The 25,987-nt window shown below is 69.2% G+C and carries 23 protein-coding genes; 13 read left to right on the top strand and 10 right to left on the bottom strand.

The features are described from left to right. Nucleotides 1-614 precede the first annotated feature (614 nt). The 9 genes from cas10 to D451_RS0116930 all read left to right on the top strand — a co-directional run bounded on the left by cas10 (nt 615) and on the right by D451_RS0116930 (nt 10,665). Nucleotides 615-2,513: a type III-B CRISPR-associated protein Cas10/Cmr2 gene (cas10, locus tag D451_RS0116970; protein WP_017535328.1), complete on the top strand. Its 1,899-nt coding sequence runs from the start codon at nt 615-617 to the stop codon at nt 2,511-2,513. Next, on the top strand, nt 2,510-3,688 hold the full coding sequence (locus tag D451_RS0116965; RefSeq protein WP_017535327.1) for a type III-B CRISPR module-associated Cmr3 family protein: 1,179 nt from the start codon (nt 2,510-2,512) through the stop codon (nt 3,686-3,688). Before cas10 ends, D451_RS0116965 begins: the two co-directional genes overlap by 4 nt. Then, on the top strand, nt 3,685-4,602 hold the full coding sequence (gene cmr4, locus D451_RS0116960) for a type III-B CRISPR module RAMP protein Cmr4 (protein ID WP_017535326.1): 918 nt from the start codon (nt 3,685-3,687) through the stop codon (nt 4,600-4,602). The genes D451_RS0116965 and cmr4 overlap by 4 nt, the downstream gene beginning before the upstream one ends. Further along, nucleotides 4,595-5,053, top strand: coding sequence for a type III-B CRISPR module-associated protein Cmr5 (gene cmr5 / locus D451_RS0116955; RefSeq protein WP_017535325.1), 459 nt, complete (start codon nt 4,595-4,597; stop codon nt 5,051-5,053). Before cmr4 ends, cmr5 begins: the two co-directional genes overlap by 8 nt. Next, complete coding sequence (gene cmr6, locus D451_RS0116950) at nt 5,037-6,143, top strand: type III-B CRISPR module RAMP protein Cmr6 (protein ID WP_241463347.1); 1,107 nt, start codon at nt 5,037-5,039, stop codon at nt 6,141-6,143. The genes cmr5 and cmr6 overlap by 17 nt, the downstream gene beginning before the upstream one ends. Beyond that, nucleotides 6,140-7,129, top strand: a complete 990-nt coding sequence (locus D451_RS0116945; RefSeq protein ID WP_017535323.1) for a hypothetical protein — start codon at nt 6,140-6,142, stop codon at nt 7,127-7,129. Before cmr6 ends, D451_RS0116945 begins: the two co-directional genes overlap by 4 nt. Nucleotides 7,130-7,593: 464 nt before the next feature. Further along, on the top strand, nt 7,594-8,814 hold the full coding sequence (locus D451_RS0116940) for a hypothetical protein (RefSeq protein ID WP_152472904.1): 1,221 nt from the start codon (nt 7,594-7,596) through the stop codon (nt 8,812-8,814). Nucleotides 8,815-8,819: 5 nt separating this feature from the next. After that, nucleotides 8,820-10,088: a type III-B CRISPR module RAMP protein Cmr1 gene (gene cmr1 / locus D451_RS0116935; RefSeq protein ID WP_017535321.1), complete on the top strand. Its 1,269-nt coding sequence runs from the start codon at nt 8,820-8,822 to the stop codon at nt 10,086-10,088. Nucleotides 10,089-10,212: 124 nt separating this feature from the next. After that, the gene (locus tag D451_RS0116930; protein WP_017535320.1) at nt 10,213-10,665 is read left to right on the top strand and encodes a GNAT family N-acetyltransferase; all 453 of its coding nucleotides are present in this window, start codon (nt 10,213-10,215) and stop codon (nt 10,663-10,665) included. 177 nt (nt 10,666-10,842) lie between these two features. Here the strand turns inward: D451_RS0116930 and D451_RS0116925 are convergent, their stop codons facing one another. From D451_RS0116925 to D451_RS0116915, 3 genes are all read right to left on the bottom strand, one after another. Next, on the bottom strand, nt 10,843-11,262 hold the full coding sequence (locus tag D451_RS0116925) for a CBS domain-containing protein (RefSeq protein ID WP_017535319.1): 420 nt from the start codon (nt 11,260-11,262) through the stop codon (nt 10,843-10,845). A gap of 151 nt (nt 11,263-11,413) precedes the next feature. After that, on the bottom strand, nt 11,414-13,123 hold the full coding sequence (locus D451_RS0116920; protein WP_017535318.1) for a M23 family metallopeptidase: 1,710 nt from the start codon (nt 13,121-13,123) through the stop codon (nt 11,414-11,416). 479 nt (nt 13,124-13,602) lie between these two features. Beyond that, complete coding sequence (locus tag D451_RS0116915; RefSeq protein ID WP_017535317.1) at nt 13,603-14,412, bottom strand: alpha/beta fold hydrolase; 810 nt, start codon at nt 14,410-14,412, stop codon at nt 13,603-13,605. Between the two features lie 194 nt (nt 14,413-14,606). On the opposite strand from D451_RS0116915, the gene D451_RS0116910 reads away from it, so the two are divergent. Further along, nucleotides 14,607-16,502: an alkyl/aryl-sulfatase gene (locus D451_RS0116910; RefSeq protein ID WP_017535316.1), complete on the top strand. Its 1,896-nt coding sequence runs from the start codon at nt 14,607-14,609 to the stop codon at nt 16,500-16,502. Nucleotides 16,503-16,553: 51 nt separating this feature from the next. Here the strand turns inward: D451_RS0116910 and D451_RS0116905 are convergent, their stop codons facing one another. Together D451_RS0116905 and D451_RS0116900 are read right to left on the bottom strand one after the other, a co-directional pair. Then, nucleotides 16,554-17,474, bottom strand: a complete 921-nt coding sequence (locus D451_RS0116905; protein WP_026125133.1) for an NADP-dependent oxidoreductase — start codon at nt 17,472-17,474, stop codon at nt 16,554-16,556. 118 nt (nt 17,475-17,592) lie between these two features. Further along, the gene (locus D451_RS0116900) at nt 17,593-18,234 is read right to left on the bottom strand and encodes an HAD family hydrolase (protein WP_017535314.1); all 642 of its coding nucleotides are present in this window, start codon (nt 18,232-18,234) and stop codon (nt 17,593-17,595) included. 186 nt (nt 18,235-18,420) lie between these two features. Here D451_RS0116900 and D451_RS0116895 point away from each other — a divergent pair, with 186 nt between their 5' ends. Next, nucleotides 18,421-19,569 carry an epoxide hydrolase family protein gene (locus D451_RS0116895; protein ID WP_017535313.1) on the top strand — a complete coding sequence of 383 codons (1,149 nt, stop codon included), beginning with the start codon at nt 18,421-18,423 and terminating at the stop codon, nt 19,567-19,569. Nucleotides 19,570-19,628: 59 nt separating this feature from the next. Beyond that, nucleotides 19,629-20,156, top strand: coding sequence for a GNAT family N-acetyltransferase (locus D451_RS0116890; RefSeq protein ID WP_036568282.1), 528 nt, complete (start codon nt 19,629-19,631; stop codon nt 20,154-20,156). 18 nt (nt 20,157-20,174) lie between these two features. Here D451_RS0116890 and D451_RS0116885 read toward each other — a convergent pair whose 3' ends face one another. Further along, a complete protein-coding gene (locus D451_RS0116885; protein WP_017535311.1) occupies nt 20,175-20,924 on the bottom strand; it encodes a phosphotransferase family protein in 750 nt (249 codons plus the stop codon). A 172-nt stretch (nt 20,925-21,096) separates the two neighbouring features. On the opposite strand from D451_RS0116885, the gene D451_RS0116880 reads away from it, so the two are divergent. Then, on the top strand, nt 21,097-21,669 hold the full coding sequence (locus D451_RS0116880; protein WP_017535310.1) for a DUF4291 domain-containing protein: 573 nt from the start codon (nt 21,097-21,099) through the stop codon (nt 21,667-21,669). Nucleotides 21,670-21,724: 55 nt separating this feature from the next. Here D451_RS0116880 and D451_RS0116875 read toward each other — a convergent pair whose 3' ends face one another. The 4 genes from D451_RS0116875 to D451_RS0116860 form a co-directional block, all read right to left on the bottom strand. After that, nucleotides 21,725-22,546, bottom strand: a complete 822-nt coding sequence (locus D451_RS0116875) for a MerR family transcriptional regulator (RefSeq protein ID WP_017535309.1) — start codon at nt 22,544-22,546, stop codon at nt 21,725-21,727. Between the two features lie 116 nt (nt 22,547-22,662). Then, a complete protein-coding gene (fahA, locus tag D451_RS0116870; protein WP_017535308.1) occupies nt 22,663-23,877 on the bottom strand; it encodes a fumarylacetoacetase in 1,215 nt (404 codons plus the stop codon). Nucleotides 23,878-23,896: 19 nt separating this feature from the next. After that, nucleotides 23,897-24,733 (bottom strand): hypothetical protein, encoded by an 837-nt coding sequence (locus tag D451_RS0116865; RefSeq protein ID WP_017535307.1) that lies wholly within the window; start codon nt 24,731-24,733, stop codon nt 23,897-23,899. Next, nucleotides 24,730-25,935, bottom strand: a complete 1,206-nt coding sequence (locus D451_RS0116860; RefSeq protein WP_017535306.1) for a homogentisate 1,2-dioxygenase — start codon at nt 25,933-25,935, stop codon at nt 24,730-24,732. Before D451_RS0116860 ends, D451_RS0116865 begins: the two co-directional genes overlap by 4 nt. Nucleotides 25,936-25,987: the final 52 nt, after the last annotated feature.

Below are 25,987 nucleotides of genomic sequence, written 5' to 3'. Positions count from 1 at the left end.
GTGCGACTCTGGTCCTCAACCGGCGATGGAAATGATCTTCGTTGAGAAAACCTCAGTGGAGCGACCCCGCACGGCCTCGGTCCTTCTATCCCATCGGCACCGTTTCGGCAGCTCCATGCCCACATGTGGCCAGATCTCACTTTTCCCGCACGGGACGGCGTTCCGAGTGCTACCTTCTTCCAGAAGCCCGATGCGCGGCCCTCCATCGCCGGCCGGCCTCGTACAGATCCATGAACCCCCCGGAGGTCGCGTGCCCACCCAGTGGACACACACCCTCACTCCCCTCACGCCCGGAGTGCCCCCCGCACGATGCCCGTCCCGGTACCGGATCGAGCCGTGCAGAATACGCGGGACCGTCATCTCGGTCCCGGTGTGCTCCTAGGGAAGGCCGACGGCTCCACAGAGGTAGAGAGCCGTCTTCGAGTCGCCACCCTCGACGGGGACCTCGAGTTATCCACAGGCGTTCTCCGCCCTGTGCCATTTCGAGCCGTTCAGGCGTACGGTCGAAATTCCAGTAGTGCAAGAACCGTTCCCGGTCCTTTCGCGCCACCGGCCGAACCCCGTACCGTCCACCTCGTTCTTCAACCACCCCTCGCCCTTGGAAGCGGATGCCTATGAGCGACCACGATCCACGCGATCTGATCGTTATCGCCCTCTCGGGGGTACAGCGCTACATCACCGAATCGCAGACCACCGCCGACCTGCGCGCCGCCAGTCAGATCGTCGCCCACCTGGCTTCGGAGGCCGTCGATCACCTGAAGAAAGACCACGACGCGGAGATGGTCTTCCCGTCGACCGGTGTGCAAGGCGGCGAGGAGGCCAAGGACGGCATACCCAACCGGGTGGTGGCGCTGATACCGGCGGGGCAGGGGGCCATCGCGGCGAAGGCCACCAAGGAACTTCTCGAGAACACCTGGGGCGAGTGGGTCGAAGAGGTCTTCTGCGAAGAGCTCGAAACACCCGGCTGGCCGGTGATCCAGTGGGTGAGCGTGCCCCTCGGTTCACGGACCTACGCGCAGGCCTGGGAACTGGCCCAGCGTTCTCTGGCCGAACGGAAGAACATCCGCGACTTCTCCCAGCCCGGCCACGTCTCCGAAGAGCTGTGCATGCTCTCCCCCCGGTGGCGGGCGGTCAACAAGGAGAATGTGCCTTCAAGGGCCCCAGCGCACTGGAAGGGCGAGCAACTCGCCGTGGCCAACTGGGTCAAACGCCTATGGGGTCGCGACGCCGACGGAGATCAGCGTTTTCCCTCCACCAACGCGATCGCGTCCCTGCCCTACCGGCGTGCCGTCCTGACACTGTGGGAGAACGTTCCCGGAGTTCCCGAACTCGTCCAGCATCTCCACGACGCCGCGATGACGGAGCCGCTCGCCTCCGACCCGATCAAGGAGACCCGCACCCCTGGGCTGCCCGAACAGCCCTCCGGCAAGGTCCCCCGCTGGCTGCGACGGCGCGGCAGCCGTTGGATCTACCCCGAGACCTGGCATGTGGACGCCTTGGCCCGTGAGTGCACCGACTCTCTCGACGAAGCCGACGTCCTCAAGACCGACCCGTCCTTCATCCGAACCGTCCGGTCCGGCGAACGGGCCGCCCGAGAGCTGATGGAGCTCATGGTCGCCGAAGGGGTGGCCCCTCCCTCACCCCATCTGGCCGTCCTGGCCCACGATGTGGACTCCATGGGGAAGTACCTGTCAGGTGAGGGAGAGGGGCAGGACCGAACGCGGCTGGATCTATCCCGCGGCCACGAAGAACACTCGAAGGTCTCGGCTCGGCTGGCCCGTACGGCGACCCTCCAGCGCGCGGCGGTCGAAGACGCCGGCGGCGTCGTGATCTACGCGGGCGGAGACGACCTTCTCGCCCTGGTCCCGGCGGAGTCCGCCTTGGAGGCCGCTCGGGCCTGTCGTGAGGCCGGCGACACCAGGTTGCCGCACGCCAGCGACGGCCTGCTGTTCTTCCACCACGGTTCCTCGCTACGGCGCGCTCTGAAGCAAGCCCACGAGCTGCTGAAGGAGGCGAAGAAGATCGAGGGCAAGAACGGTCTGGGTGTGGGCTACATCCGCTCCTCCGGGAGCAGCGCGGAGTGCGCTCTGCCCTGGGTGGGGGGAGAAACGGAAGGAACGTCTTCGGCACAGAGCTCTCCGGTGGATTCCCTGGAACTGTTCGTTCCCAGCGCGAGTCACCCCCGCGCCCGGCTGTCTCCACGGCTGCTCTCGGACCTGCTGGCCCAACGGAACCACCTCGACGGAGGCCCCGAGGTCGCCACGCAGGGCAAGTACGAGGTACTGCCCTATAAGGCAGCCAGGGCGGTGATGAAGAAGCTGGTTCTACGCCACACCTCTCTCACTCTTGGCGGTGGGGGGACCAACGAACACTCCGCCCAGAGCGACAAGGCCGAGAAGGAGGCCTTCGCCGAGCAGGCGACGGAATCGTTGATCCGTATGGCCCCGGAGCAAAAGCTGATAGACGAGAACGCCGTCCGTGTCGCCCTCTTTCTTCGGCAGGAGGCCCGATGAACCTCTCCCACGTCCCCGCGCCCTTCGCAGAGGACCCCCTTCCCGCGCCCAAGGAACATCGAGGTGACGACCAGTGGGTCCTTCTGCGGCCGCACGACACCGTGCAGGTCCGTGACGGACGCACCTTCGACGGAGGAACCGGGGGGATCGCGGAGACCGTCCACCCCTGGCCCTCCACCGTCGCCGGAGCCCTGGCATCGAAGGACGGGGGGCTGGGCGGTGAGCCGGAGAGCGTGCGCGGCCCGATCCTGGCCAGGAGGCGTAGTACAGGTGAGACCTGGACCCCCTACTTCCCGATGCCCGCGGACCTGTACCACCCGGACTCGAAAGACGAGGACGTACTCCGCATGTCCTTGGGCGAACGAGAGGGAGGGGTGGTCACCGACCTGGACGAGGACACCCCGAACCTGCGGATGTTCACCACGTCCCCGAAAGCCGAAGGACCGGAGCCCGTCGAAGGTTGGATGTCGGGTAAGACCTTGCAGAAGTATCTGCACGGCCGGTTGATCCCCCTCGGGGGCAAGGTCTCCGTGGACAAGCTCAAGCTCACACGCGAAGAACCCCTCCAATCGGAACTGCGGGTCGGTCTGGCCATCGACCCCGAGACCCGTACCGCGAAGCACGGCGCGCTCTACCAGGCCACCCACCTGCGATTGCACGAACGCTGGTCCTTCGCCGCCCATGTGACGCCTCACCCCGATCGGCACCGGCCTTTGGATAAGGTCACCGGTCCGGTGCGCTTCGGTGGGATGGCCCGTATGGCCGACATCGACCCGGCGCCCGGTCTGGAATGGCCCGAACGTCCCGCCTCCTTTCCCGACGGGCGACTGCTGCTGTACGTGGCCACCCCCGGCGTGTGGCCGAAAGGCTGGCGTCCGCCGATCGAGAACTCGGGGGCCGAACTCGTCGCCGCCTTGGTGGACGCCCCCCTGGCCGTCGCCACCGCCTCACCCGACCGGGACGCCCGGAAGTTCAGAAGCACCCGTTTCCTCTACTACGCGGTCCCGCCAGGGGCCGTCTACCTGATGAAGTTCCCCAACGCCGACGACGCCGAGCGCTGGGCCGAGCGGTATCACGGCAGGGCACTGCCCCTACCGGAGCCCATCCATCGTCCCGATGATGTCCGCCTGGCCACCGCCGGGTTCGGCGTCGTCCTTACCGGAGTGTGGTCGTGACCAGTTATCTGCTGTACCTGTACGCCGAATCCCCCCTGCACGCCGGGGCCGCCGGCGCCGAGGGCTCCCTCGACCTGCCCATCCAGCGGGAGTCCACCACGGGCTATCCGGTGGTGTGGGGGCAGAGCCTCAAGGGCGCGTTGCGCTCCGCCGGACGCGACGCCGGTTGGGAACAGGACTCTCTGGACCGGATCTTCGGCAAGACCGTCAAGCGTGAAGGGGAGCCGGGGGCCAACCCCTCCGCCGGTCTGTTGACCGTGGGCGACGCCCAGTTGGTCGCTCTGCCGGTCCCCACCCTGCGCCGCACCTTCGCATGGGCGACCTCCGAGGTCGCCCTGGGACGGCTGGCTCGCAAGTACACCCGCCTCGATCCCCGAAGTGATCGGCTCGGCGTGCCCGATGTCGGTGACGCTCAGGGGTGGGCCCTCGACGAGGAATGGGTATCCAGCGAGCAGGTTCTGGGATCCTCCCTGGTTCCGATGTCCTTGCCTCCCAAGGCCGAGAAGTCGGAGTGGATGAAGGGGTGGGCCGACCGGATCGCCGCGGACGGTATCGGCGAGGAGTCCGCGCTGGCCCCCTTCGCGAAGAAGTTCCGCTCCGACCTGCTGGTGGTGGGCACCACGGTGATGGGCCAACTCTTGCGGGAGTGCACCGAGCACTCCGTGCGCGTCCAGCTCGACCCCGAGACCAAGACCGTGGAGAACGGTCCGTTCACCAGTGAATACCTGCCCACCGAGACCCTGCTGGCGACGGTCCTGACCCTGCGTGCTTCGCAGGACGTGGAACACGACGCGGAGCACCGTCGCCTGCTGAACGAGCTCTTCGACGGGGCCGTACTACAGATCGGCGGCGACGAGACCCTGGGCAAGGGGCTGGTGTGGTCCCGCCTGGTCTCGGGAGGCAACGATGAGTGAGTCCAAACACCCGGTGAGCCGGGTCGACCAGGCGGCCGCCGGGATCGCATTCCGCATTCTCGGGGAGCAGGTCAACCGAGAACTGCGCACCCGTATGCGGCAGCTCCCCATGCGGTTGCGGGGTAGCGGCCTGGCCGCCACCTACGCCTTCGTCCTTTCCAAGGCCGACCCGCGCGGCGACAGGTTGGCGCAGGCCTATCACCGCCTGGCCGCAGAAATCGCCAAGCAGATCTCCGAGCAGCAGTTGCTCTCTGGAACGAGCAAGCAGCAGATGACCCCGCACGAGTTTCTGCGGGCCTTGAGCGAAGCCGACGTCCATGACTACGCGCGGGTCTCGGTCGAGGTGGAGATCCTCGCGGTCTGGCTCAGCCGCCTCTCCGAGGCCCTCTGTGAGGAGACCGAGGAGAACGGTTCCACCAAGGAAGGGGGCAAGCGTGGCCGGAACTCCTAACCCCATGCAGGCCTTCGGTGGCCGGGGGCCGCGCGGTCCTCGTCCCGCCCCTCCGGCTGCCGGCAAGCCGGGCCCTCGGCCCGGCGGCAGTGGTTCCGGGAGAGGCGGAAAGCGACCGCAGGGAGCGGGCGGTTCCGGTGCGCGGGGTACGGCCTACCCCGCCAATGGTCCTCTCGGTCGGGTACTCCGGGTCGAACACAAAATCTCCGAGACCAAAACGACCACCCTTCTCAAGCACCAGATCGGGGAAGAGTGGCAGGACGTCAGCGCCCAGGCCAACGCGCTCATCGTCCTGCGTCGGCTGTCCTTCGAGCCTGTGGACGGCGGCACCAACCCCTGGAAGAACCATGTCCCGCTGCACGAGTGGGCCACCAGGACCGGGCTCGGTCAAGACGATGGCGACGGCCTGCTCCGGCGGACGCTGGAGCGGCGGAGGTCGTTCCTGCGACGGTGGACGAAGACCGGTGCAGAACGCCGACACGTGCGCAGACTGCGGTTGACCGTGGAATGGCGGATGGTCAGTGGACACGGGTTGCAGTTCGGAGTGCTGGACAACGGTCTGGCCCTGAACGGCACCTATGGTTGGCCGACCCTGCCCGGTTCCACCCTCAAGGGGTTGGCCGCCGCCGGGGCCCGTAGTGCGGGCGCCGAGACCGCGCAGGTGGTGCGAGCCTTGGGCGGGCCCCGTCCTCGCTTCGGTAAGGACCCTCGCCCTACACAAGAGGAGCACCGCAGTGGTTCGGTCCGGTTCCTCGACGCGCTGCCCGACGTGGACACGGTGAAGGTGCACAGCGACGTCATCACCCCGCACCAGCATCCCTACTACACCGGCACCGACCCTCAAGGCCCCGACGCGGCCCGAAGCGACACGAACGCCCCCTTCCCCGGCGAGCACCACAACCCGGTGCCGCTGCCGTTCCTGTCCATCAGCGGCGATCTGCGGGTGGATCTACTTGGTGACGACAAGGGAGATCTGGACCTGGTCGCCACATGGCTCGGTGAGGCCGGCGAGGAACTCGGCGCCGGAGGCCGGACCACCGCCGGCTACGGCTACTTCGAACACACGGATGTCGACGAGGAGGACCTGTGACCGAGCGCCCCATGACCGTGTACGTGCTCCCGGTAGGTGTCAGTCTGTTCGATGACCTTCTCTCCGGTTCGAGCAGCCGGATCGAAGACGCCGTGGGTGACCAAGATCTGGGCGAGGAGATCTTCGACAACCGTGACGCCATCAGCGGCAGCACAGGAAAACTGGGCGATCCGCAGGCGGAAGCCGATCGAATCTCGGAGCAACTGATCAAGGAGACCTCCGACCAGGGCACGGCGAGGGAAAGCCTGGAGAGCTTGATCAAGGAGATCAAGCCCGAGAAGTGGCCGGCGAGCCTCAGCGCCGAGCTCTCCTCGCTCGCTTCCGACCGAGGTCGCCGCCACAGGCTCGAGGTCGCTGGGAACGATGAGATGGTGCTTCTCATCGCCAGTGACACGGGCAAAGGCCTCCGTGCCGCCTTGTTCAACGCCCTGGCGATGACCGAGGGAGATCTGGGCCGGGTGGACTACCTGCCCGACGCGGAGACCCCTCTCCAGATCGCGCCCGGCCGGGTGGCCATCATCCGTCTGTCCGGGCTCGACGCGCAGGACCATGACCGCTTCCTGGCCGCGATGCGAGAGCTGAGCGGCTTCGGACCGCATTTCAAGAAACTGCTGGCTCACGAGAAATCCACCTGCCGTTTCCACCTGACCGGTGGTTTCCGGGTGGCCATGCCCTTCCTCATGGCGTTCGCCGAGGCACTGCGCAGTCTGTACCCCGGTCAGGTGAGCGCCCACGCGCGGTACGAGTTCTCCACCATCGAACGTTCGATCGAGCTGCCTTTGAGTTCACCCAGGTCGGACGACCTGGAGGGCAAGCTCGACGGTTTCCAAGAGGACGGTTACCTCGAGGGCGAGTTGCCCGAAGAAGGTGTCTGGGCAGGGTTCGCCTACGAGAAGGTTCCCGATACGGGCCGTGGCCGGTGGCGTCTTACCCCCTTCGGGATGGCGTTGCGTGAACTCATTCCCGGGATAAAGCAGGAGTCGTGAGCGACAGCGAACTTCGGCAAAAAGAGGTACTTCCTACCTGGCTCGATGCCCCCCAGGGAACGCTCTTGGACCGGCTGACCTCGGGGATCGGTACCACGGCTGGGACTGACAGGGCCGCATACGCGGCCGGAAACGATGAGATGGCTTGGGAGAACTCCAGGCTGCTCGCAGAGCTGCTCCGGGTGAGGGACGGACATGAGACCCCGGCGGCCCGCCCGGAGCTACCCGCAGCCCGCAAGGCCCTCGCCGAACTCTTCGCCGACCCGGGCTCCGAATACCTGGTCCGGGCGCTACTCCACCGCCCCGAACACCTCCTAGGTGTGGTGTTGCCCCGGCTTCTCGGTCCACAGGCGGCCGGGGGTGGGAAGGCCACAGTCGAAGAGCAGGAGCGTCGTGCCGGACAGGCGTCGGCTCTACACGTGTGGTCGGTGTTCACCGTCTGCGTGGAGGTGCTCTGGGAGCACGTGTCCGGCAAGGAGGGCACAGCCCATCGACATCTGGAACCCCTGGCCGCACGCACCCGCTTCCTGGCCCTCTCCGAGCCCTTCCGACACCGTGCGGGCGATGCGGAGTGGGAGGGGTGGTGGCGGAAGGAGATCCTCAAGCACCTGTTCGGCCGCAGTGACACCTGGGTACCTCTGGTCCGGAAGGTGCGTGAGGCCCGCGATATTTGGCGTGGGCATCTGAACCGCCACCAGTCCCTTCCTCTGTTCGACCACGCCTCCCCTCTCGCCATCGAGGAGGAAGTCCGATGGCTGGCCTTCCAGGACCCTGGGCCACCGAAGGGATTTTTTAAATCCCTTCCTTATCGTCCGAAATTCTCAAATGGCCCACTGACTCTCTGTGAACCAAAGGAGAAAGGAAAGGGGGCGAGACGAAAAGTGGCACCACCCGACCCGACCGCCGCCGATAAGGCGGTCCTGGTCGACGTGGTGGAGCGTCATCTGCTACCGCGCTTCGCGGTGGGGGCGACATGGTCGGCCGTGTGGGGGCTGTACCGGCCTCCCGTATATCACCGAGCTCTGGTCGCCTACGTAACAGCGGCCCTGGGGTTGGTACTGGTGATCGCCTTCTTCTCGGCGATTCTGATGCCGTTCATGGAAAGTGTGTCCATCACATTCACCCTGCTCGCTATCGGGGTCTGCTACCTCCTTATCGGCTTCGGCACCCTGATTCACGGGCGAGCTTGGGCGATGCCGTTGTTCCTGCGGATACCCGCGGCCGGAGCGGTCGGTCTGATCGTACTGGTGGCGTTCCACCCCGATTGGTGGGAGAACGTGACCTGGGGATGGGGGCTGATCTCGGCCCTCGTGGTCCTCGGCGGGGTGTCCTTCGGCTATCTGCTCATCGAGGCGCGTAACCATAACACCGGCATGATCTCCGACAGAGGGTGGACACCGTTCGTTCTGGCCGTTCGCGCTCTGTCAGTGACCATCACCGGGCTGGTGCACTCCCTGTTCGTGGCGGTGGTCGGAATGATCACTCTCACCACGGTCTTCGGCGAGAAAAACCATCAACTCCGTGAGGTGTGGGCGGGAACCTCGGACTTGAGCGTCTCCCCCTCCGCGATCCTGGCCGCGGCCACCTTCTGGTGTCTGGCGGCGGGGGTCTTCTCTCAGATCCTGTGGGACGACCAGCCCATCACCGCTCCGCTCTCCCACCGACGTTGGCGTGACGAAAGGTAGAAACGATGTCCTGGACGACTCTGCGTCTGCGTACGGTCACCCCGACCTTCAACTCCGACGGCGACCCGGAGCTGGCCGAGATCCGGGTCTCGTCCATCCGCGGGGAGATGCACACCTGGTTGCGCGCGATGGCGGGGATACTGGCGGGTGACGACCCTACGCTGTTGCGCGCGATGGAGAACCGGGTGCTCGGCTCCACGAAACGTGCCTCCCCGATCAGGCTGCGGGTGCCGAAACAGCCGGACAGCGTCCGTGCGAGGTTCCCGGACTTCCTTCAGGGCCGGGACCAGGGCAGGTGGATCGCTTATCTGCTCGGCCCCGGCCTGACCAATTGGTCGAGGGACGACAGCGCGATGGAGCTCAATCGTGCCTTCGTCCCCGCCGGGCAGGAGTTCGAACTCAAGGTGCGGCTGGACGGCACGGACCACGACGCTCATAAGTGCGCGCTCGCGGCCTTGTGGCTGAGTCTGACCTACGGCGGTATCGGGGCCCGGACCCGAAGGGGGTTCGGTGCCGTGCGCATCGTCGATGTCGAGGGCCCTCTTCCCGAGCAGGGGTGGCCGAAGTCCTCTTTGACGACGCCGACCTTGGAACACTACGAGAAGACCTCCTATCTGTGGCCCGGGAGCGGCCCGGCCGCGGACGCGATGCCCTCCCTCATGGCCATCGCCAAGGAGGCGGCCAAGGATCTGAGCAAGGACAAGGTGGGTCTGCACGCCTGGAAGGGCGCACCGCCCTATCCGGTGCTCTCCAGGGAGCACACCATCGCCGGGGTCACCGGCGGCGCCCCCTTCAGCCGTTGGGAGAGCGTGCTGACCCAGGCGGGGAAGGAGCTGCGCTACTTCCGCGCCTCCGAGGACACCCCGGGTGTTCAATACAAACCGGAGATCAAGACCCGGGAGTGGCTGGAGGTCGTGCACGACGAGGGCCGGAACGACCTCGCCCTCGGTGGCATGGGGCTTCCCATCGTGTTCAAGAAGGACATCGAGGTGCACGCCGACAGCGGCGTGGGCCAGGAAGCGGAGAAGCTCCGCCGAGCCTCGCCGTTGCGGTTCAAGCCGGTGGGCGAGGGCGATCGCTGGAAGCTGTTCTCCTACTCCTTCCTCACCGAGTTCCTCCCCCAGGACGCCTCGGTGCATCTGTGGGAGGGGAAGGGGAGCAGTAAGAAGCAGGGGCGTCGGCTCACGGTCACGACCGAGGACAGTCACACGCAGGTCCGCGATTGGGTCGAGGGCATGGCCGAAGCGGAGGATGCGGCCTTCGTCAGGGACTGATCCCGGGCCGCTCGGCGCTCCTCCGCCGACCTACGAAGAGGTGCTCCGGGCGACTCGGGGGAAGGTGAGAGGTTCGGGGCGTTCGTTCGGTATCGCTCCGATCACCCCGGGTAGGGCGAAGGGTATGACTCCCCGCTACTTCCCCAGGAACGTCCGCCCCACGGACGCCGATCGGCTCGTCCCCCTGTTCAGCGCTCTGTCCTACCCCGCGTCGACCGAACGGATACGCGCACGGCTGGAGCGCCTGGGCCAGGACCCCACCTATGAGGCCTGGGTGGTCGAGGATTCCCGCTGGGAGCTGGTGGGTTTCGCCGCCGGGCATCTGCTGTTCCCGATCGAGGACGACGTCCCGGCGGCCCAGCTCATCGCCCTGGTCACCGCCGAACACGCGAGGGGGCGGGGGGTCGGCGCGGCCCTGTGCTCCGCGTTCGAACGGTGGGCGACGGGCCGGGGCGCCGCGCGGGCGCAGCTGAACTCCGGGGAACGCCGGAGCGAGGCGCACGACTTCTACTCGGGGCGCGGTTACACGGCCTCGGGTGTCCGGTTCAGCAAGCGTCTGGCCGACGCCTCACGTTGAGGCGCCCGGCCGATCCACGCACGCGAGGGGCTCGGGGTGTCACCACCCCGAGCCCCTCGAAGTCTCTCCGGGGTACGAAGGCGCCCCGCCACGGAACCTCGGCAGGGGTGGAATCCGTACTCCCGGGCTCAGAACACAGGACGCCCCACCGCGCGAGGCCGGTGGGGCGTGCCCCCGTCACCGGTTGGGCGCGGCCCCGCTGACATCGGCGAGGGCGGAGTCCTCGTCGACGGCCAGGGCCAGGTCCCCTATGGTCACGATGCCGGTCACCTCCTCGCCGTCGACGACCGGCAGGCGGCGTACGTGCTCCACCCGCATCGCGTGCACGGCGTCTCCGACACTGCTCTGATGCGGCACCGTCACCGGTTCGGAGCTGCACACCTCGCCGACCGTCACGGTCTCCGGGTCTCCCCCTTCGGCCACGCATCGGACCACGATGTCCCGGTCGGTGAGGATGCCTCTCAGGTGATCGTCCTCCAGTACCACGACATCGCCCACGTCCTGGTCGCGCATGATCTCGGCGGCCTCGCGCAGGGTCGTGTCCGGGGTGACGGTGTGCACCACGGGGGTCATCACTTCGACGATGCTGTCCACCATGGCCGTTCTCCCTTCATCGCTACGGCCCTCATCGAAGCCCCTGACCGACCCCGCGCGCCCCGAAACGTCCCCGGCCGTCTTCTCCTCGGGGTGCGGCCCCTCGGGGAACCGGAGCCCACGGGCCCCGCCCCCGAGGGGCCGCGTCGCGGGGTCAGGCGCAGTTGTGCGCGGCGGAGGTGGCCGAACCGACGACCACGTCGATGCCGCCCGGAGCGGTCAGTCGGGCCCCGTTCACGGTGAGGGAGCCGTCCTCCTCGACGATCTGCTCGTTGACCACGAGGCGGGCCCCGGTGATCCCGAGGTCGACGTCGATCTCCAGGTCGGGGGTGTCCCCGATCTCGATCGGAACTCCGGCGACCTTCAGCGTCATGTCGACGGAGCCGACCTGTTCCTCACAGGTGCTGGTGGAGGCGACCTCCACCCCGGACAGTTCGATGAGCGAGAGACCGGCCAGGCCGATCCGCGCCTCGGAGACGTTGGCGCTCGCGGTGGCGGCGGTCGGGTCGGTGTCGCTCACCACCTGGGCGCACAGCACGTCGGCGGTGACCAGCGCCGATCCCAGCCGTTCCAGGCAGGAGGGTTCGGTCTCCTCGGCGTGCGCGGTCCGCACCTCGCCGCTCTCGGGGGCCGGTCCGATGGAGATCGGCAGGCCCAGGACGGGGATGTCGGCGGACAGGCCGAAGGCGCTGCCGGTCACGTACTCCAGGAGGATCTCGGCGGAGGCCTCCGAGGGCAGGTAGAAGCCGTCGCCGTCGAAGGTCAGGGAGACGGGGACGGTGGTCTCGTCGGTGAGGGGCTGGTCGACGGCCTCGACCGTGCACGTCACAGCTCCGTCGGCGGCGGTCGTGCCCTCACAGGCCTGTTCGGTGTCGCCGGCACCCAGGGTGAAGGCCACCGTCTGGTCGGCGACCGGGGCACCGGTCTCGTCGATCAGCGTGCCCGACAGTTCGGCGGCGGTGTCGTTGGCGATCGAGGCGGGGCCGGTGTACTCCAGCTCCGTTTCGAGGGTGATGCGCAATTCGGTCTCGTGGGAGGAGGCCTCGTACTCGTCGTCTCCGGCGAAGTCCAGCCGCAAGGGGACCATGCCGTCGTCGGTGAGGGGCTGGTCGACGGTGTCGATCACGCACGTGGCCCCGCCGTCGGAGCCGGTCGTGCCCTCACAGGCCTGTTCGGAGTCGCCGGTGCCCAGGGTGAAGGAGACCGTCCGGTCGGCGACCGGCTCGTCCCCCTCGTCGGTCAGGGTGCCGGACAGCTCGGCCGACTCTCCGTTGGAGACGATCTCGGGGCCGGTGTAGGCCAGCGAGGTCGCCTCCTTCTCCACCGGCGGCTGTTCGCCGTCGCAGCCATTGGTGCTGGTGAAGTACTTCTCGTGGTAGCTGAACGGGTAGGGCGCCAGCTCCTCGCCGTCCACGACGATCTCCTGGGCGGTGCCGTTCAGGCGCTGTTCGTAGTGCAGGTGGGGTCCGGAGCTGACACCGGTGTTGCCCATGGTGCCGACCTGCTGGCCCTGTTCGACCCGCTGCCCGTCCTCGACCGTGCGTGTGTCCAGGTGGTAGTGGCGGGTCTGCCAACCTCCCTCATGGTCGATGTTGACGACCAGACCGGCGCCGGGCCCCTCGGTCAGACGGGCGGTTCCGGGGGCGGAGGCGAGGATCGGGGTCCCGAGGTCCTGTCCACCGTCGGCGCGGATGATGTCGAGGGCGTTGTGGTCGTGGCCCTCATAGGTGGAGTAGGTCACCCGCAGTCCGCATTCGAAGGGCGCCTTGAAATCCGCGGGAAAGTCCAGGGCGGTCGCGTCGTCGGTGGCGGGTTCCGCGTGGGCGACGCCCAGGGAACCGACGAGAAGCGCGGCGGAGGCCACGAGGGCGGTCAGGAGACGACGGGGGTTCGTTTGCCGTGCGGGCCGTTTCGTGAAACGGGAAGGCGACGAAGAAATGGTTCTCTCCTCGGTCGGGCACCCGTGAAAGGCAGGGGTCACGGACGCCATGGCGATGGAAGACGGCGCTGTCCATTCTCAAGGGACATGGGGGATATCGGGCGGCACGATCACTCGGGGAGGGGAAAGGGAATCGGCTCGAAAACCCTTCGCCCGTGAAACGGAATCGTGGAACCCGGAACGGATGGCCGGCGCCGGAAAACTCGACGCGTCAACATCATTCATCAGGACCCGATGGCGCTCAAGCGATAGAGGTGTCCGTACTCGGCCAATCGGAGCACCGGGGGCGTTCTCCCTTCACGCCCGTTTTCTCCGGAACCATGCGTGGGATGGATCCCCGAAAAGGGACGGCGTCCCGAATACGTCTCCGTCTCCGACCGTTCTCCGCCCCTTGTGGAACGCCGTCAGAGAGGGGTGTCGAGGACCTCGCGCAGGAAGGTCCGCACCTGCTCGGCGTGGCCGCGCGGGTCGTCCAGATGCACCCAGTGGCCGCAACCGGCGAGTTCACGCAGACGGGTGCCGGGGCGGGCACGGACCATCTCCTCGGCGCGATCCCTGGACAAGAGCGGGCTGTTCCCACCTCGCAGGAGCAGGGTCGGGTGGGCGGAGGCCGCCCAGTCGGCCCGGAAGTCCCCGGCGTTGCCGTGTTGAACGGCCAGCATGTCCTCGTGGTCGAAGCGCAGCCGCCACCGGCCACCGCTCCCGTGGGCGCTGTCCATGAAGTAGCCGAGCGCGGGCACCCCCTGACCGACGAGGAAGTCGGCGAGGGCGTTCCGATCGGGGAAGGAGCGCGGCCATTCGGTGACGTCGAAGACCGGATGTTCGAGCTCGGAGGCGTCGGTGACCGACCCGACGTCCTCGATCACCAGGGCGCGGACGAGGTCGGGGCGGCGGGCCGCCAGCCGGTAGGCGACCACCCCGCCCATGGAGTGGCCGAGCAGGAGGGCCGGCCCCTGGTCGAGGTGTTCGAGGAGGGCGACGGCGTCGTCGACGAACGCGTCGCTCCCGAGGTCGCCACCGTGGTCGGAGAGCCCGTGGCCGCGCTGGTCGAGGGCGACGGTCCGGAACTCCGGGGCCAGGTACGAGGCCGTGGCGAAGAAGGTGGAGGCCCGACCGAACGTGCCGTGCAGGGCGATCAGTGGGACGCCGTCACCGCCGAAGTCGAGGAGGCCGAAGCGTCGGCCGCGCAGGTCGAGAAAGGAGGGGGTGGGCACGGTGATCTCCTCAAGGGCCGGTGACGAGGGGAGGCAGGAGCATCGCACACACCGTCGCGGGAGGCGAAACGGCCCGCTCATGAGGTTGTTGACCGTCGTTTGGTCGTAGCCCGAGCCACCTCCGGGTAGATGCGCTCGGACACCCTGTGCCCGTGGGCCTCGCCCGAGGCCGGGACGTACCGGAGGAGGTTCCGATGACCCGTGGCACCGGATCGACGCACACGACCGCGGGTGTCCCCCGACAGACGAGGTCGAGGGGCACCGGATCGAAGGGTCACGAACCGTCCATGGACGACACCACCGACTTCGACAGCGCCCTGCGCGGGCTCATCGCCCCCGCGCCCACCTTCGTCACCGACGATGAAGGCCGTCTGGTCTGGGATCTGCGCCGGTTCGACTTCCTCCAGGGCAAGACCGCGCCGGAGACCGTCCACCCCCATCTGTGGCGCCAGGGCCGGTTGACCGTCCTGAGCGGGCTCTTCGAGGTGACCGAGGGCGTCTACCAGGTCCGGGGCATGGATCTGTCCAACATGACCCTGATCGAGGGCGACGAGGGCGTCGTGGTCGTGGACCCGCTGGTCTCCGAGGAGGTGGCCGCCGAGGCGCTGCGGCTGTACCGCGAGTACCGGTCCGATCGTCCGGTCACCGCGGTCGTCTACACCCACCCGCACCTGGACCATTTCGGTGGTGTGCGCGGGGTCGTCGACGAGGACGACGTCGTCTCCGGTCGGGTGCCGATCGTGGCCCCGGAGCACTTCATGGAGCACGCCGCGTCGGAGAACGTGTACGCGGGCACCGCGATGATCCGGCGCGGCATGTACTTCGCCGCCTTCGACCTGGATCCCGGGCCCGAGGGGCGGGTCGGGATGGGGTTGGGCATCGGGACCTCCAACGGGAGCGTGGGGCTGATCCCGCCGACCCTGGAGATCACCCATACCGGCCAGGAGGAGGTCCTGGACGGGGTCCGGTTCGTGTTCCAGATGACCCCGGGCACCGAGGCCCCGGCGGAGATGAACTTCCACCTCCCCGAACGTCGGGCCCTGTGCACGGCGGAGAACGCCTGCCACACCCTGCACAACCTGCTCACCCTGCGGGGCGCCCAGGTCCGTGACGCGCGTATGTGGTCGCGCTACCTGAACGAGACGATCCGGCTGTTCGCCGACGACTCCGACGTCGTCTTCGCCTCCCACCACTGGCCCACCTGGGGCACCGACGCGCTGCGCGATCTCCTGGCCGAACAGCGCGATATCTACGCCTACCTGCACGACCAGACGCTCCGGCTGATGAACCAGGGCTTCACCGGGATCGAGATCGCCGAGGAGCTGACGCTGCCGCCCGCGCTGGAACGGGCGTGGAGCTCGCGCGGCTACTACGGATCGGTCTCCCATAACGTCAAGGCGATCTACCAGCGTTACATGGGCTGGTTCGACGGCAACCCGGCCCACCTGTGGCAGCATCCGCCCAAGGCTCAGGCAGAACGTTACGCCCGCGCCATGGGCGGGGTCGACGGTCTCCTCGCACAGGCCCGGGTCTTCGCCGACGAGGGTGATCTGCGGTTCGCCGCCGAGCTGGGTTCGCACGCGGTGTTCGCCGCCCCCGACCGCTCCGACGCCCGGGAGTTCCTGGCGCACGTGTTGACCCGGCTCGGACACGGGTCAGAATGCGCGACCTGGCGGAACTTCTTCCTGGTGGGGGCCTCCGAGCTCACCTCCGAGGTGCCGCCCACGGCCCTGCCCCTGGCCGACAGTCTGCTCTCGGCGCTGAACGTCACCCAGATCCTCGACTCCCTGGCGATCCGCGTCGACGGGCCCCGCGCCTGGCGGGAGGAGCTGTCCCTGGAGCTGCGGGTGACCGACGTCGGGGAGCGCCATCGGGCGCTGCTCTCCAACGGGGTCCTCGTCCACTATCCCGACCCCGAGGAGGACGAGGAGTCCGGGCTCACCCTCACCCTGACCAAGGAACGGCTGCTCCGGGTGACCGCGGGCGCCGAGCCGGAGGGTTCGGAGTACGAGGGCGATCTCGGGGTGCTGCGCCGTCTGATGGCGCTCCTGGACGCACCTCGACCCGACTTCCCCATCGTCACGCCCTGACACGAACGTGGCCCGACCGGAACCCCGGCCGGGCCACACCGTCACCGTCCCTCAGGGGACGATCACGAGCTTGCCGCGCACGTGCCCCTCCCGGCTGACCCGGAAGGCCTCCGGGACCTCGTCCAATCCGTAGGTGCCCGCCACCTCGACGGTGAGCTCCCCCCGGTCGGCGAGCGCGGCGAGCCGGGCCGTCTCGTTCCCGTCCGGACGCACCCAGATCACCCGACCACCGTGCGCGAGCACGTCGTTGTCGACGATCGACACGTGGACGCCGTCCGGGGTGAGGACGGACAGGGTCGTCTCCAGCTGGCCACCGACGAAGTCGGCGACCGCGTCGACGCCCTCGGGCGCCATCTCGGTCACCCGTTCGGCCAGCCCCTCGCCATAGCTCACCGGCTCCACGCCGAGGCCGCGCAGGAACTCGTGGTTGCGTTCGGAGGCCGTCCCGATCACCCGGGCCCCCTGGGCACGGGCGATCTGCGCGGCGAAGGAGCCCACGCCCCCGGCCGCCGCGTGGATCAGCACCGTCCGACCCGCGATCGGTCCCAGGGCGTCCACCGAACGCAGGGCGGTGCCGCCGGCCAGCGGCAGACCACCGGCCTGTTCCCAGGTGAGGGAGTCGGGCTTGCGGGTCGTGGCGGCGGCCGAGACCGCCACCCGTTCGGCGAACGTGCCCGGGCCCAGGACGTCCTTGCGGGCGTAGGCCATGACGGCGTCGCCGATCTGGAACTCGGGGGCGTCCAGACCGACGTCGACGACGACCCCGGCCACGTCCCAGCCCGGGATCACCGGGAAGGTGGCGTCGATCAGCGGATCGAGTCCACCGGTCATCGCCTTCCAGTCGACCGGGTTCACCCCGGCCGCGCGTACCTCGACCAGGACGGATCCGGGGAAGACCTTGGGTTCGGGCACGTCACGGACCTCGATGGTGTCGACGTCCGAGCTGTACTGACTGTAAGTGGCTGCGCGCACATGTCCTCCTTGATCGGAACGCACCGTATCCGTCCTGAGGAACAACGGTGGCGTGGAGCGCCGCTGTTCCCTCTCGGCGGACAGGACGGCTCGGGTCCGGGTGGCGCCCCCGCGCCGGTCAGGCCGCTTCGATCAGCCCTCTGGCCAGCGAATACGCCTCCGACAGACTCGACCCCGTGTAGTGGAGGGAGGCCATCCGCGCGATGTGCTCGTCGCCGTTGACCGACACGGTGTGGGTGAGGTGCTCGAAGAGCGGACCGTCCGACAGGGAGTCGCCGTAGGCCACGCAGGCGTCGACCTCCACTCCCCTGCGCGCACGCTCGCTCTCCACGATCCGCACCTTGTCCACGGGGGTGAGGATGTTCTCCGGTTCGATCGGGGCGTCGAAGGGCAGCGGCGGGAAACGTGAGGCGACCACCTCGTCGAACCCGAAGCGGAGCAGCAGCCGCGCGTAGAAGTCCGGGGACATGCTCACCACCATCGAGTACTCGCCCCGCGCGCGGATGTCCTCGCACACCTCGCGGACGTCGTCCAGGAAGGGGCTCGCCTCGAAGGCCGCCAGGACGTGCTCCTCGGTGAGCTCGGACCAGAGGGCGTGGACACTGCGCGCGAAGACCCGCGTGTCGATCGCCTGCCGGCGGAAGTCGGCCTCCAGCTCCAGCAGTCGGGTCTCGCACCGGAGCAGGCGGGCGATCTCCAGGCTCGCGGTGGTGCCCCGCAGCAGGGTTCCGTCCATGTCGAAGACGTGCAGGTGGGTCATGTGCTCCTCCGCCGTAGGGCGCGCGTTCTCGACGTGCCCCGCCCGGCTCGGGACGGGGTCGATGGTCGTGGCGGCTCCATGCTTTCAGAGGCGGAGCGGGGCGAAGCCGACGGCCCCACCTCCGGCTCCGGCGAGCGACGAAGGGCCGTGTACCCAAGGGACATGGCGGGAAAGGACAATGGCCCTATGCGACCCCACAGCATCGAAACGGACGCTCGGGACCTCGACGACCTGCGGCGTCGCCTGGAGATGACCCGCTTTCGCCCCGAACTCCCCGACGAAGGGTGGGGCTCGGGCACCCCGCAACCCTGGCTGCGCGACCTCGTGGAGCACTGGCTGCACCGCTACGACTGGCGGAGGACCGAGGCGGAGCTGAACCGGATGCCCCAGGTCGTCGGGGAACCCGCCGGGCTCCGCGTGCACGCCTTCCACCTGCGCTCACCCCATCCGGGGGCGACACCGCTCCTGCTGTGCCACGGGTGGCCGGGGTCGATCGTGGAGTTCCTCGACTGCCTGCCCGCGCTGGTCCACCCCACCGAGCATGGCGGACGCCCCGAGGAAGCCTTCCACGTGGTGCTGCCCTCCCTGCCCGGCTTCGGGTTGTCCGGTCCCCCCACCCGCCCCGGGGTCGACGTCCCCGCCATCGCGTCGGCGTTCGCCGACCTCATGACCGGGCTCGGATACCCGCGCTTCCTCGCCCAGGGCGGCGACTGGGGCGGCTTCGTCGTACGCGAGCTCGGGCTGGAACACCCGGACCGGTTGATCGGCGTCCACACCAACTTCCCCTGGGCGGTGCCACCACCCGATCTCGAAGACCCCTTCGCCGATGTCACCCCGGACGAACGCGCCGTTCTGGAGTACAACGAGCGCGTCTATGGGACCGACCAGGGGTACTACGTCCAGCAGGCCACCCGGCCGCACACCCTAGGCCCGGCCTTGGAGGACTCCCCCGCCGGTCTGGCGTCCTGGCTCCTGGAGAAGTTCCACACCTGGTCGGACACCCGCGACGGGACGCCCTTCACCCTCGACCGAATGTTGGACAACACCATGCTGTACTGGCTGAACGGCACCGCCACCTCCGCCGCCCGCCTGTACGCGGACTCCGAACGGTACGGTTCCGACCCCCATGTCTGGGGGCGCCGGGTGGAGGTGCCGACCGGTGTGGCGATCTATCCGTACGAGAAGACCCGCGCGCCCCGGAGCTGGGTCGAACGTCAGTGGAACCCGGTCCACTGGTCCGAGCAGCCTCGCGGGGGCCACTTCGCCGCCTTCGAGCAGCCCGGACTCTTCACCCGTGACCTGCGGGCCTTCTCCCGCCTCCTGTCGAAGGGGTGATATCGGGGGTCCGGGGAAAACCGGTGGCGGCGCGCGACACGACGATCGACCATGGTCCGATGACGGAAGCGAGCACATCCGACGGGGTCGTCACCCTGACGCCCCTGGGACCGAACGACGCGACGGCACACCTGGACGGTGAGGACGAACTCCTCGTCCGATGGCTCAACGGCGGCCCCGGTACCCGAGAGACCGTCGAGAGATACCTCCGGCACTGCCGTGAGCAATGGGAGGTCTCCGGGCCCCTCCGTGCCTTCGGTGTCCGCGTGGGGCCCGAGGGAACGCTCGCGGGAACGGTCGACCTGCGATTCGCGGAGGAGGGTCTGGCCCCGGGCCAGGTGAGCCTCGCCTATGGCCTCTACCCCCTGTGGCGGGGGCGCGGCCTGGCCACCCGGGCGGTTCTCCTGGCGTCGCGCTACGCGGCCGACCTGGGAGGCACCGAGGCGGTGATCGAGGTGGAACCGGAGAACCGGGCCTCCGTGGCGGTGGCGCGCCGGGCGGGTTTCGCCCTCTATGGCCGAGGGGAGCTCGGGGACGGCACCCCGGTCGACCGGTACGTCCTCGCCCTGAGGCGTCCTTCCGGTTGACGATCCGGAGTGGGACGGTCAGCGGCGGAGACCGCGCAGTAGGGCCTCACGGTGCTGGAGCGTCCACGCGTGCGCCTCTTCGATCTCGCGCACGACCCCCGTCTCCCGCAGGTGGATCATGGCCGGGTGCCCCCGCCGCGCCGCCTCCTCGATCCCCCGACGGCAGCGCTCCTGCCACCACAGGACGGTGTCGACCAGGTCGGCCGGGTCCTCGTAGGCTCCCGGACCGTAGGCGTCGGCGATCTCGCGGAGCGTCTCCCCCGCCGCCACGGCGTCGGTCCATCCGGGGCCGAGATCCAGATACTGCCAACAGACGTGCGCCAGGTCGTGGATCCGCTCCCCCGGCCCGGCCAGGTCCCAGTCGACGAAGGCCACCGGGAGCGGGCCGGCGCCGGAGTCCCGGTAGACGGTGTTCTTCGGTGCCAGGTCGTTGTGGCAGACCACCTCCGACGCCCCGGCGAGCGGGGTGCCGGCGGTCAGATCGTGGAGTTCGCGGACCAGCCGGGCCACCCCGCGCAGAGCATCGAGCGTGCGCACGGCGATCGCGTCCTCGGGCCGCCAGACGACGTCGCCGGGCAGGAAGGACAGGACCTCGCGCCCCTGCTCGTCCAGGCCCAGGAAGCGCAGGGCGCCGGGCCAGGACCGCTCGCGCAGGTGTTCCAGCAGCTCGTGCACGAACCCGGAACGCTCGGCGGGGACACGACGGACGGTGTCGCCGACCCGGACGACCCGGGTGACGAACCCTCCCTCCAACGGGATCTCCGACATGGACGACCTCAGACGTTCCGGGCGCGCACCACACGCGCGGCACCGGCCTCGATCGACGTCGCGACCACCCCCACCTCCTTCGTTCCCTGGACAGGATGCCGGCGCGAAAACCAGGCCAGAACACCGGAAAAGGGTTTGCCGCCCTCGCACGCCCGCTGCCAGGATCACGCCCATGACACCGCTGTACCAGGTCCGCGCCGACCACGACGCGCACACGATCGTGGTCTACCAGGCCTACTCGTCCGCCATCGCCGACCCGGCGCTGCGGGAGGGGCGTTTCGTCCCTCCGTTCTCGTTCCGGCGGATGACCTGGATCAAACCCTCGCTCCCCTGGTTGGCCCACCGCAGCAACTGGGCCCGTAAGACCGGGCAGGAACGGATCCTCGCGGTGCGGATCACCCGTCAGGGATGGGAGGAGGCTCTGGGACGGGCGGTGCTCACGACCTCGTCGCCCGAGGCCGTGGCCCGGGCCGACGTCCACCTCCAGTGGGACCCCGAACGGTCCCTGCGCGGGGCGGCGCTGAACCACTACAGCGTTCAGGTCGGGATCGGTCGCGGACTGATCCGGACCTTCGTCGACGACTGGATCGTCGGGCTCACCGACCTCACCCCTCGAGTGCGCAAGGCCGCCGACCTGGTCAGACGCGGAGACACCGCCGGCGCCCGGCGCCTGCTCCCCGCCGAACGGGTCTACCCCCTGCCTCCGGCACTGGAGGAACGTCTGTGCCCGAAGCGGCGCGGGTGACGGTGGACCTCGCCGGCCCTCCGCCACCCGCTCACTCGTTCACGGTCACCGGACGTCAGGCTTCATCGAGCGGCGCCTGGAGTTCGGTCACCCAGTCGTCGAGGTTCTCCGGGCATTCCAGGGTGACCTCCCGGGGGTAGCCGACCGACGTGTGACCACCGGCGTCGATCCAGCGGGCCAGGGTCTGGGCGGTGGGGAGCACGGTCGCCATCGCGCCCCGGTGCACGATGGTCGCCGCCCGCTCCACCGGCGGCAGGTCGACGACCTCGAAGTCGCCGCTCCCGAGCGGCGCCGAGACCTGGACGGCGGCGTGGACCGTGATCCGGCCGCCACCCTCGGGGGCGTCCTCGTAGTGGGAGACACCGGGGCCGGTCGGGGCGATGCCCGCCAGTTCCAGGCGCCGGAACAGCACCGTGTAGAGCGGACCGATGACCGGACCGATGTCCTCGGGGTCGAAGCTCGCCGCGGTGGCGGTCATTCGCGCCACCCGGACGGCGGGGACGGACTTGAGGACGACGTCGTTCGTGGGCATGTGCCCCTCGCTCTCGATCGCTCGGAGCCTCGCCTCGACCTGGGTCAGCCTGGCCCGCTCGGCGACCATGGCGGTCTCCAGTTCGGCCCGCCGCAGCCTGAGCATGCCGCGCAGCTCCTCGGCCTCGACCTTCTCGTCGACGATGTCGTGGACCTGCCTCAAAGTGAAGCCGAGGTCCTTGAGCGCGATGATCCGGTTGAGACGGGCGAGCTGGGCCGCGGTGTAGTGCCGGTAGCCGTTGGCGGGATCGACGTGGGCCGGACGCAGCAGCCCGGTCGCGTCGTAGTGACGCAGCATCCGGACCGAGACGCGACCGTGTCGGGCGAAGTCTCCGATGTTGAACATGATGCTCCGAGTGGATCGCCTGACACGGTGTGAGGGTCAAGAGGCTACGCGCCGACCGGGACACGGGTCGGCCCCGCGCGCCTGTCGTCGAAGCGCGCGGGGCCGGAACGCGATGGTCAGCGGGCGGGCAGGATCCGGCCGGTGACCTCACCGAAGTCCACCCGGGTGCCGTCCGGGCCGGGGGCGGTGGCCGTGATGGTCACCTCGTCACCGTCCTCCAGGAAGGTGCGCTCGGTGCCGTCGGGCAGCCGGAGCGGCTCCTTGCCGGACCAGGTGAGCTCCAGCAGACAGCCGCGCTGGGCGACCTCGGGGCCGCTGACGGTGCCCGAGGCGTACACGTCGCCGGTGCGCAGGGAGGCGCCGTTGACGGTCATGTGCGCCAGCTGCTGGGCGGCGGTCCAGTACATCAGGGAGAACGGCGGGCTCGACACCAGGTGTCCGTTGATCCGCACCTCCAGCCGCAGGTCCAGGCCCCAGGGCTGGGAGCCCCGCAGGTAGGGCAGCGGTTCGGGGTCCTGGGCGGGCTGTTCGACCCGGGCCGCCTCCAGGGCGGACAGCGGCACGATCCAGGGCGAGATCGAGGTGGCGAACGACTTGCCCAGGAACGGGCCCAGGGGGACGTACTCCCAGGCCTGGAGGTCGCGCGAGGACCAGTCGTTGAGCAGGAACACCCCGAAGACGTGGTCGGCGAAGTCGTCGACCCCCACCCGTTCGCCCATCGCCGTGGGCGTGCCCACGACGAAACCGACCTCGGCCTCGATGTCCAACCGGACCGAGGGGCCGAAGACCGGTGTGGACTCCGTGGGCGGTTTGCGCTGGCCGGTGGGGCGCACGATGTCGGTCCCCGAGGCCACGATCGTGCCGGAACGACCGTGGTAGCCGATCGGCAGGTGCTTCCAGTTGGGGGTGAGGGGCTCCTGGTCGGGGCGGAACATACGGCCGACGTTGGTGGCGTGGTGCTCGGAGGCGTAGAAGTCCACGTAGTCGGCGACGGTGAACGGCAGGTGCAGGGTCACCTCGGCGCGCTCCACCAGGTGGGGGCGGACCGCGTCGGCGTGGGCGGGGTCGGTCAGCCACGTGGTCAGGGCGGCGCGGACCTCGTCCCAGACGGGTTTCCCGGCGGCCAGGAGCGCGTCCAGGTTCGGTCCGTCGACGACGTCGGCGAACGGGGCGCCCTGGGCGCGGGCCGCGGACCCCAGGTCCAGGACGTGGTCGCCGTAGGCCACCCCGACCCGGGTGCGCGGGTCGCTCGCGGTGGAGTAGACCCCGTAGGGCAGGGTCGCCGGGCCGAACCGCGCGTCGGGGGCGATGTCGAGCGGGCTGTCGGACATGGATCTCGCTTTCCGAAGGTCAGAGGGTGAGCGCTCCGAGGACCACGAGGTCCTCCAGGGGTTCGGTGACGCTGCACGTGCCGAAGGAGCGGAACCGGGAACGCACGTCGGCGATCTCGGTCTCGGTGAGGGCCGCGGCGCGGGCGGCCAGAGCCCGGCCGTCCCGGTCGGCCAGGGTGGCGGCGGCCTCCTTGCAGCCTTCGCCGTCCAGGAGCAGGCGGGTGGCCAGCAGGACGTTGAGGAAGCCGTGCTGTTCGAACCCCTCTGGGGTCGTGTGGCGGACCGCGTGGTGCAGTCCGGCCGTGCACTTGAAGGGCAGCCCGGCGTTGACGGCGGTGGCCAGGAGCGCGGCGAGTTCGGCCTCGGAGGGGTGGGCCTCGGCTCGGACCCCACCGGTGCGGAACTTGGCGTGGGCGCCGGTACCGACCAGGGAGGCGATGTCGGAGGCGGCCCGTTCCCCCCGGGCGATCTCGACGTGGCCGCCGACGCCCCGGGGCAGGGTGGCGGCGAGCGCGACGGCGGTGTCGCCGGCCCGGTCCGGGGGCGCGGCCACCTCCACTCCGACCAGGCGCAGGGCCGGATCGGCGGTGATCGCCTCGATGGCGGCGGCCAGGTCGTCGGATCCGCCGGGCACGGTCACCACGACGTCGAGCGGGTCGTGGTCCCCCTCTTCCCGGGCCAGGACCGCGCGCAGTTCGGCGATCCGGCCGTCGGAGACCAGGAAGGGGCCCACGTACGGGGCGCGGGCGCCCGCCCTGTGCGCCCGGTGGGCGGGCAGGGCCTCGCCCATGGGCGCGTTACCGGGCGGGAACAGCGCGGCGTCGTCGAACAGTCCGCGGTACAGGGCCGAGGTCATGCCCGCCCCTGTCCCTTGGCCCAGGTCCAGGCGTAGGTGCCGTCGTCGACGGCGGTGCCGCCCTCGCCCAGGTCGAGCGGGCGGAAGGTGTCGACCATGACGGCGAGCTCGTCGAAGGCCTCCGCGCCGACGCTGCGCTCGTAGGCGCCGGGCTGGGGGCCGTGGGAGTGGCCGCCGGGGTGCAGGGAGATGGAGCCCTGGCCGATGCCGGAGCCCTTGCGCGCCTCGTAGTCGCCCCCGCAGTAGAACATGACCTCGTCGGAGTCCACGTTGGAGTGGTAGTAGGGCACCGGGATGGACTCGGGGTGGTAGTCCACCTTGCGGGGCACGAAGTTGCAGATGACGAAGTTGTGCCCCTCGAACACCTGGTGGACGGGCGGCGGCTGGTGGACGCGGCCGGTGATGGGCTGGAAGTCGTCGATGTTGAAGGCGTAGGGGTACAGGCAGCCGTCCCAGCCCACGACGTCGAAGGGGTGCGTGGGGTAGGTGTAGCGGGTGCCGGAGATACCGCCGGGTCCGTCGCCGCGGTGCTTGATGAGCACGTCGACGTTCTCGCCCTCGACGAGCAGCGGACCCTCGGGGCCGCGCAGGTCGCGTTCGCAGTAGGGGGCGTGCTCCAGGAACTGGCCGTAGCGGGACAGGTAGCGCTTGGGCGGGGCGATGTGGCTGTTGGCCTCGACCACGTAGGCGCGCAGGGGCTCCTCGCCGGTCGGCACCCAGCGGTGGGTGGTGGCGCGCGGCAGGATGACGTAGTCGCCGCGGCCCACCTCCAGGACGCCGAAGACCGTCTCGACGCGGGCGGTGCCCGATTCGACGTAGACGCATTCGTCGCCGATGCCGTTGCGGTACAGCTCGGAGGGGGCTCCGGCGACCACGTAGGAGATGCGCACGTCGTCGTTGCCCAGGACGAGGCGGCGGGACTCGACGACGTCGGCGGCCTTCCAGTCCTGGCCGGGGAACAGGTCGTGGAGTTTGAGGTGGCGGGGCACCATCGGGGCGTTGCGCCTGCGGGTCTGGTCGGGCACCTCCCACTCGGCGGCGTCGACGATGGCCGACGGGATGGCCCGGTGGTACAGGAGCGAGGAGTCGGAGGAGAAGCCCTCCTCCCCCATGAGCTCCTCGTAGTAGAGGCCGCCGTCGGGGTTGCGGTGCTGCGTGTGGCGGGTGCGGGGCACCTCGCCGACCTGGCGGTAGTGGGCCATGGTCGTCTCCTTGTTCGGCTCTCGGGTCCGGTGTCCTCGCCCCTTCGCGGGG

It is taken from the genome of Nocardiopsis alba DSM 43377, assembly GCF_000341225.1.
Taxonomy (GTDB): Bacteria; Actinomycetota; Actinomycetes; order Streptosporangiales; family Streptosporangiaceae; genus Nocardiopsis; species Nocardiopsis alba.
The sequence above is the reverse complement of the archived record's forward strand: the minus strand, read 5'-3'. Positions and strand labels throughout refer to the sequence as shown.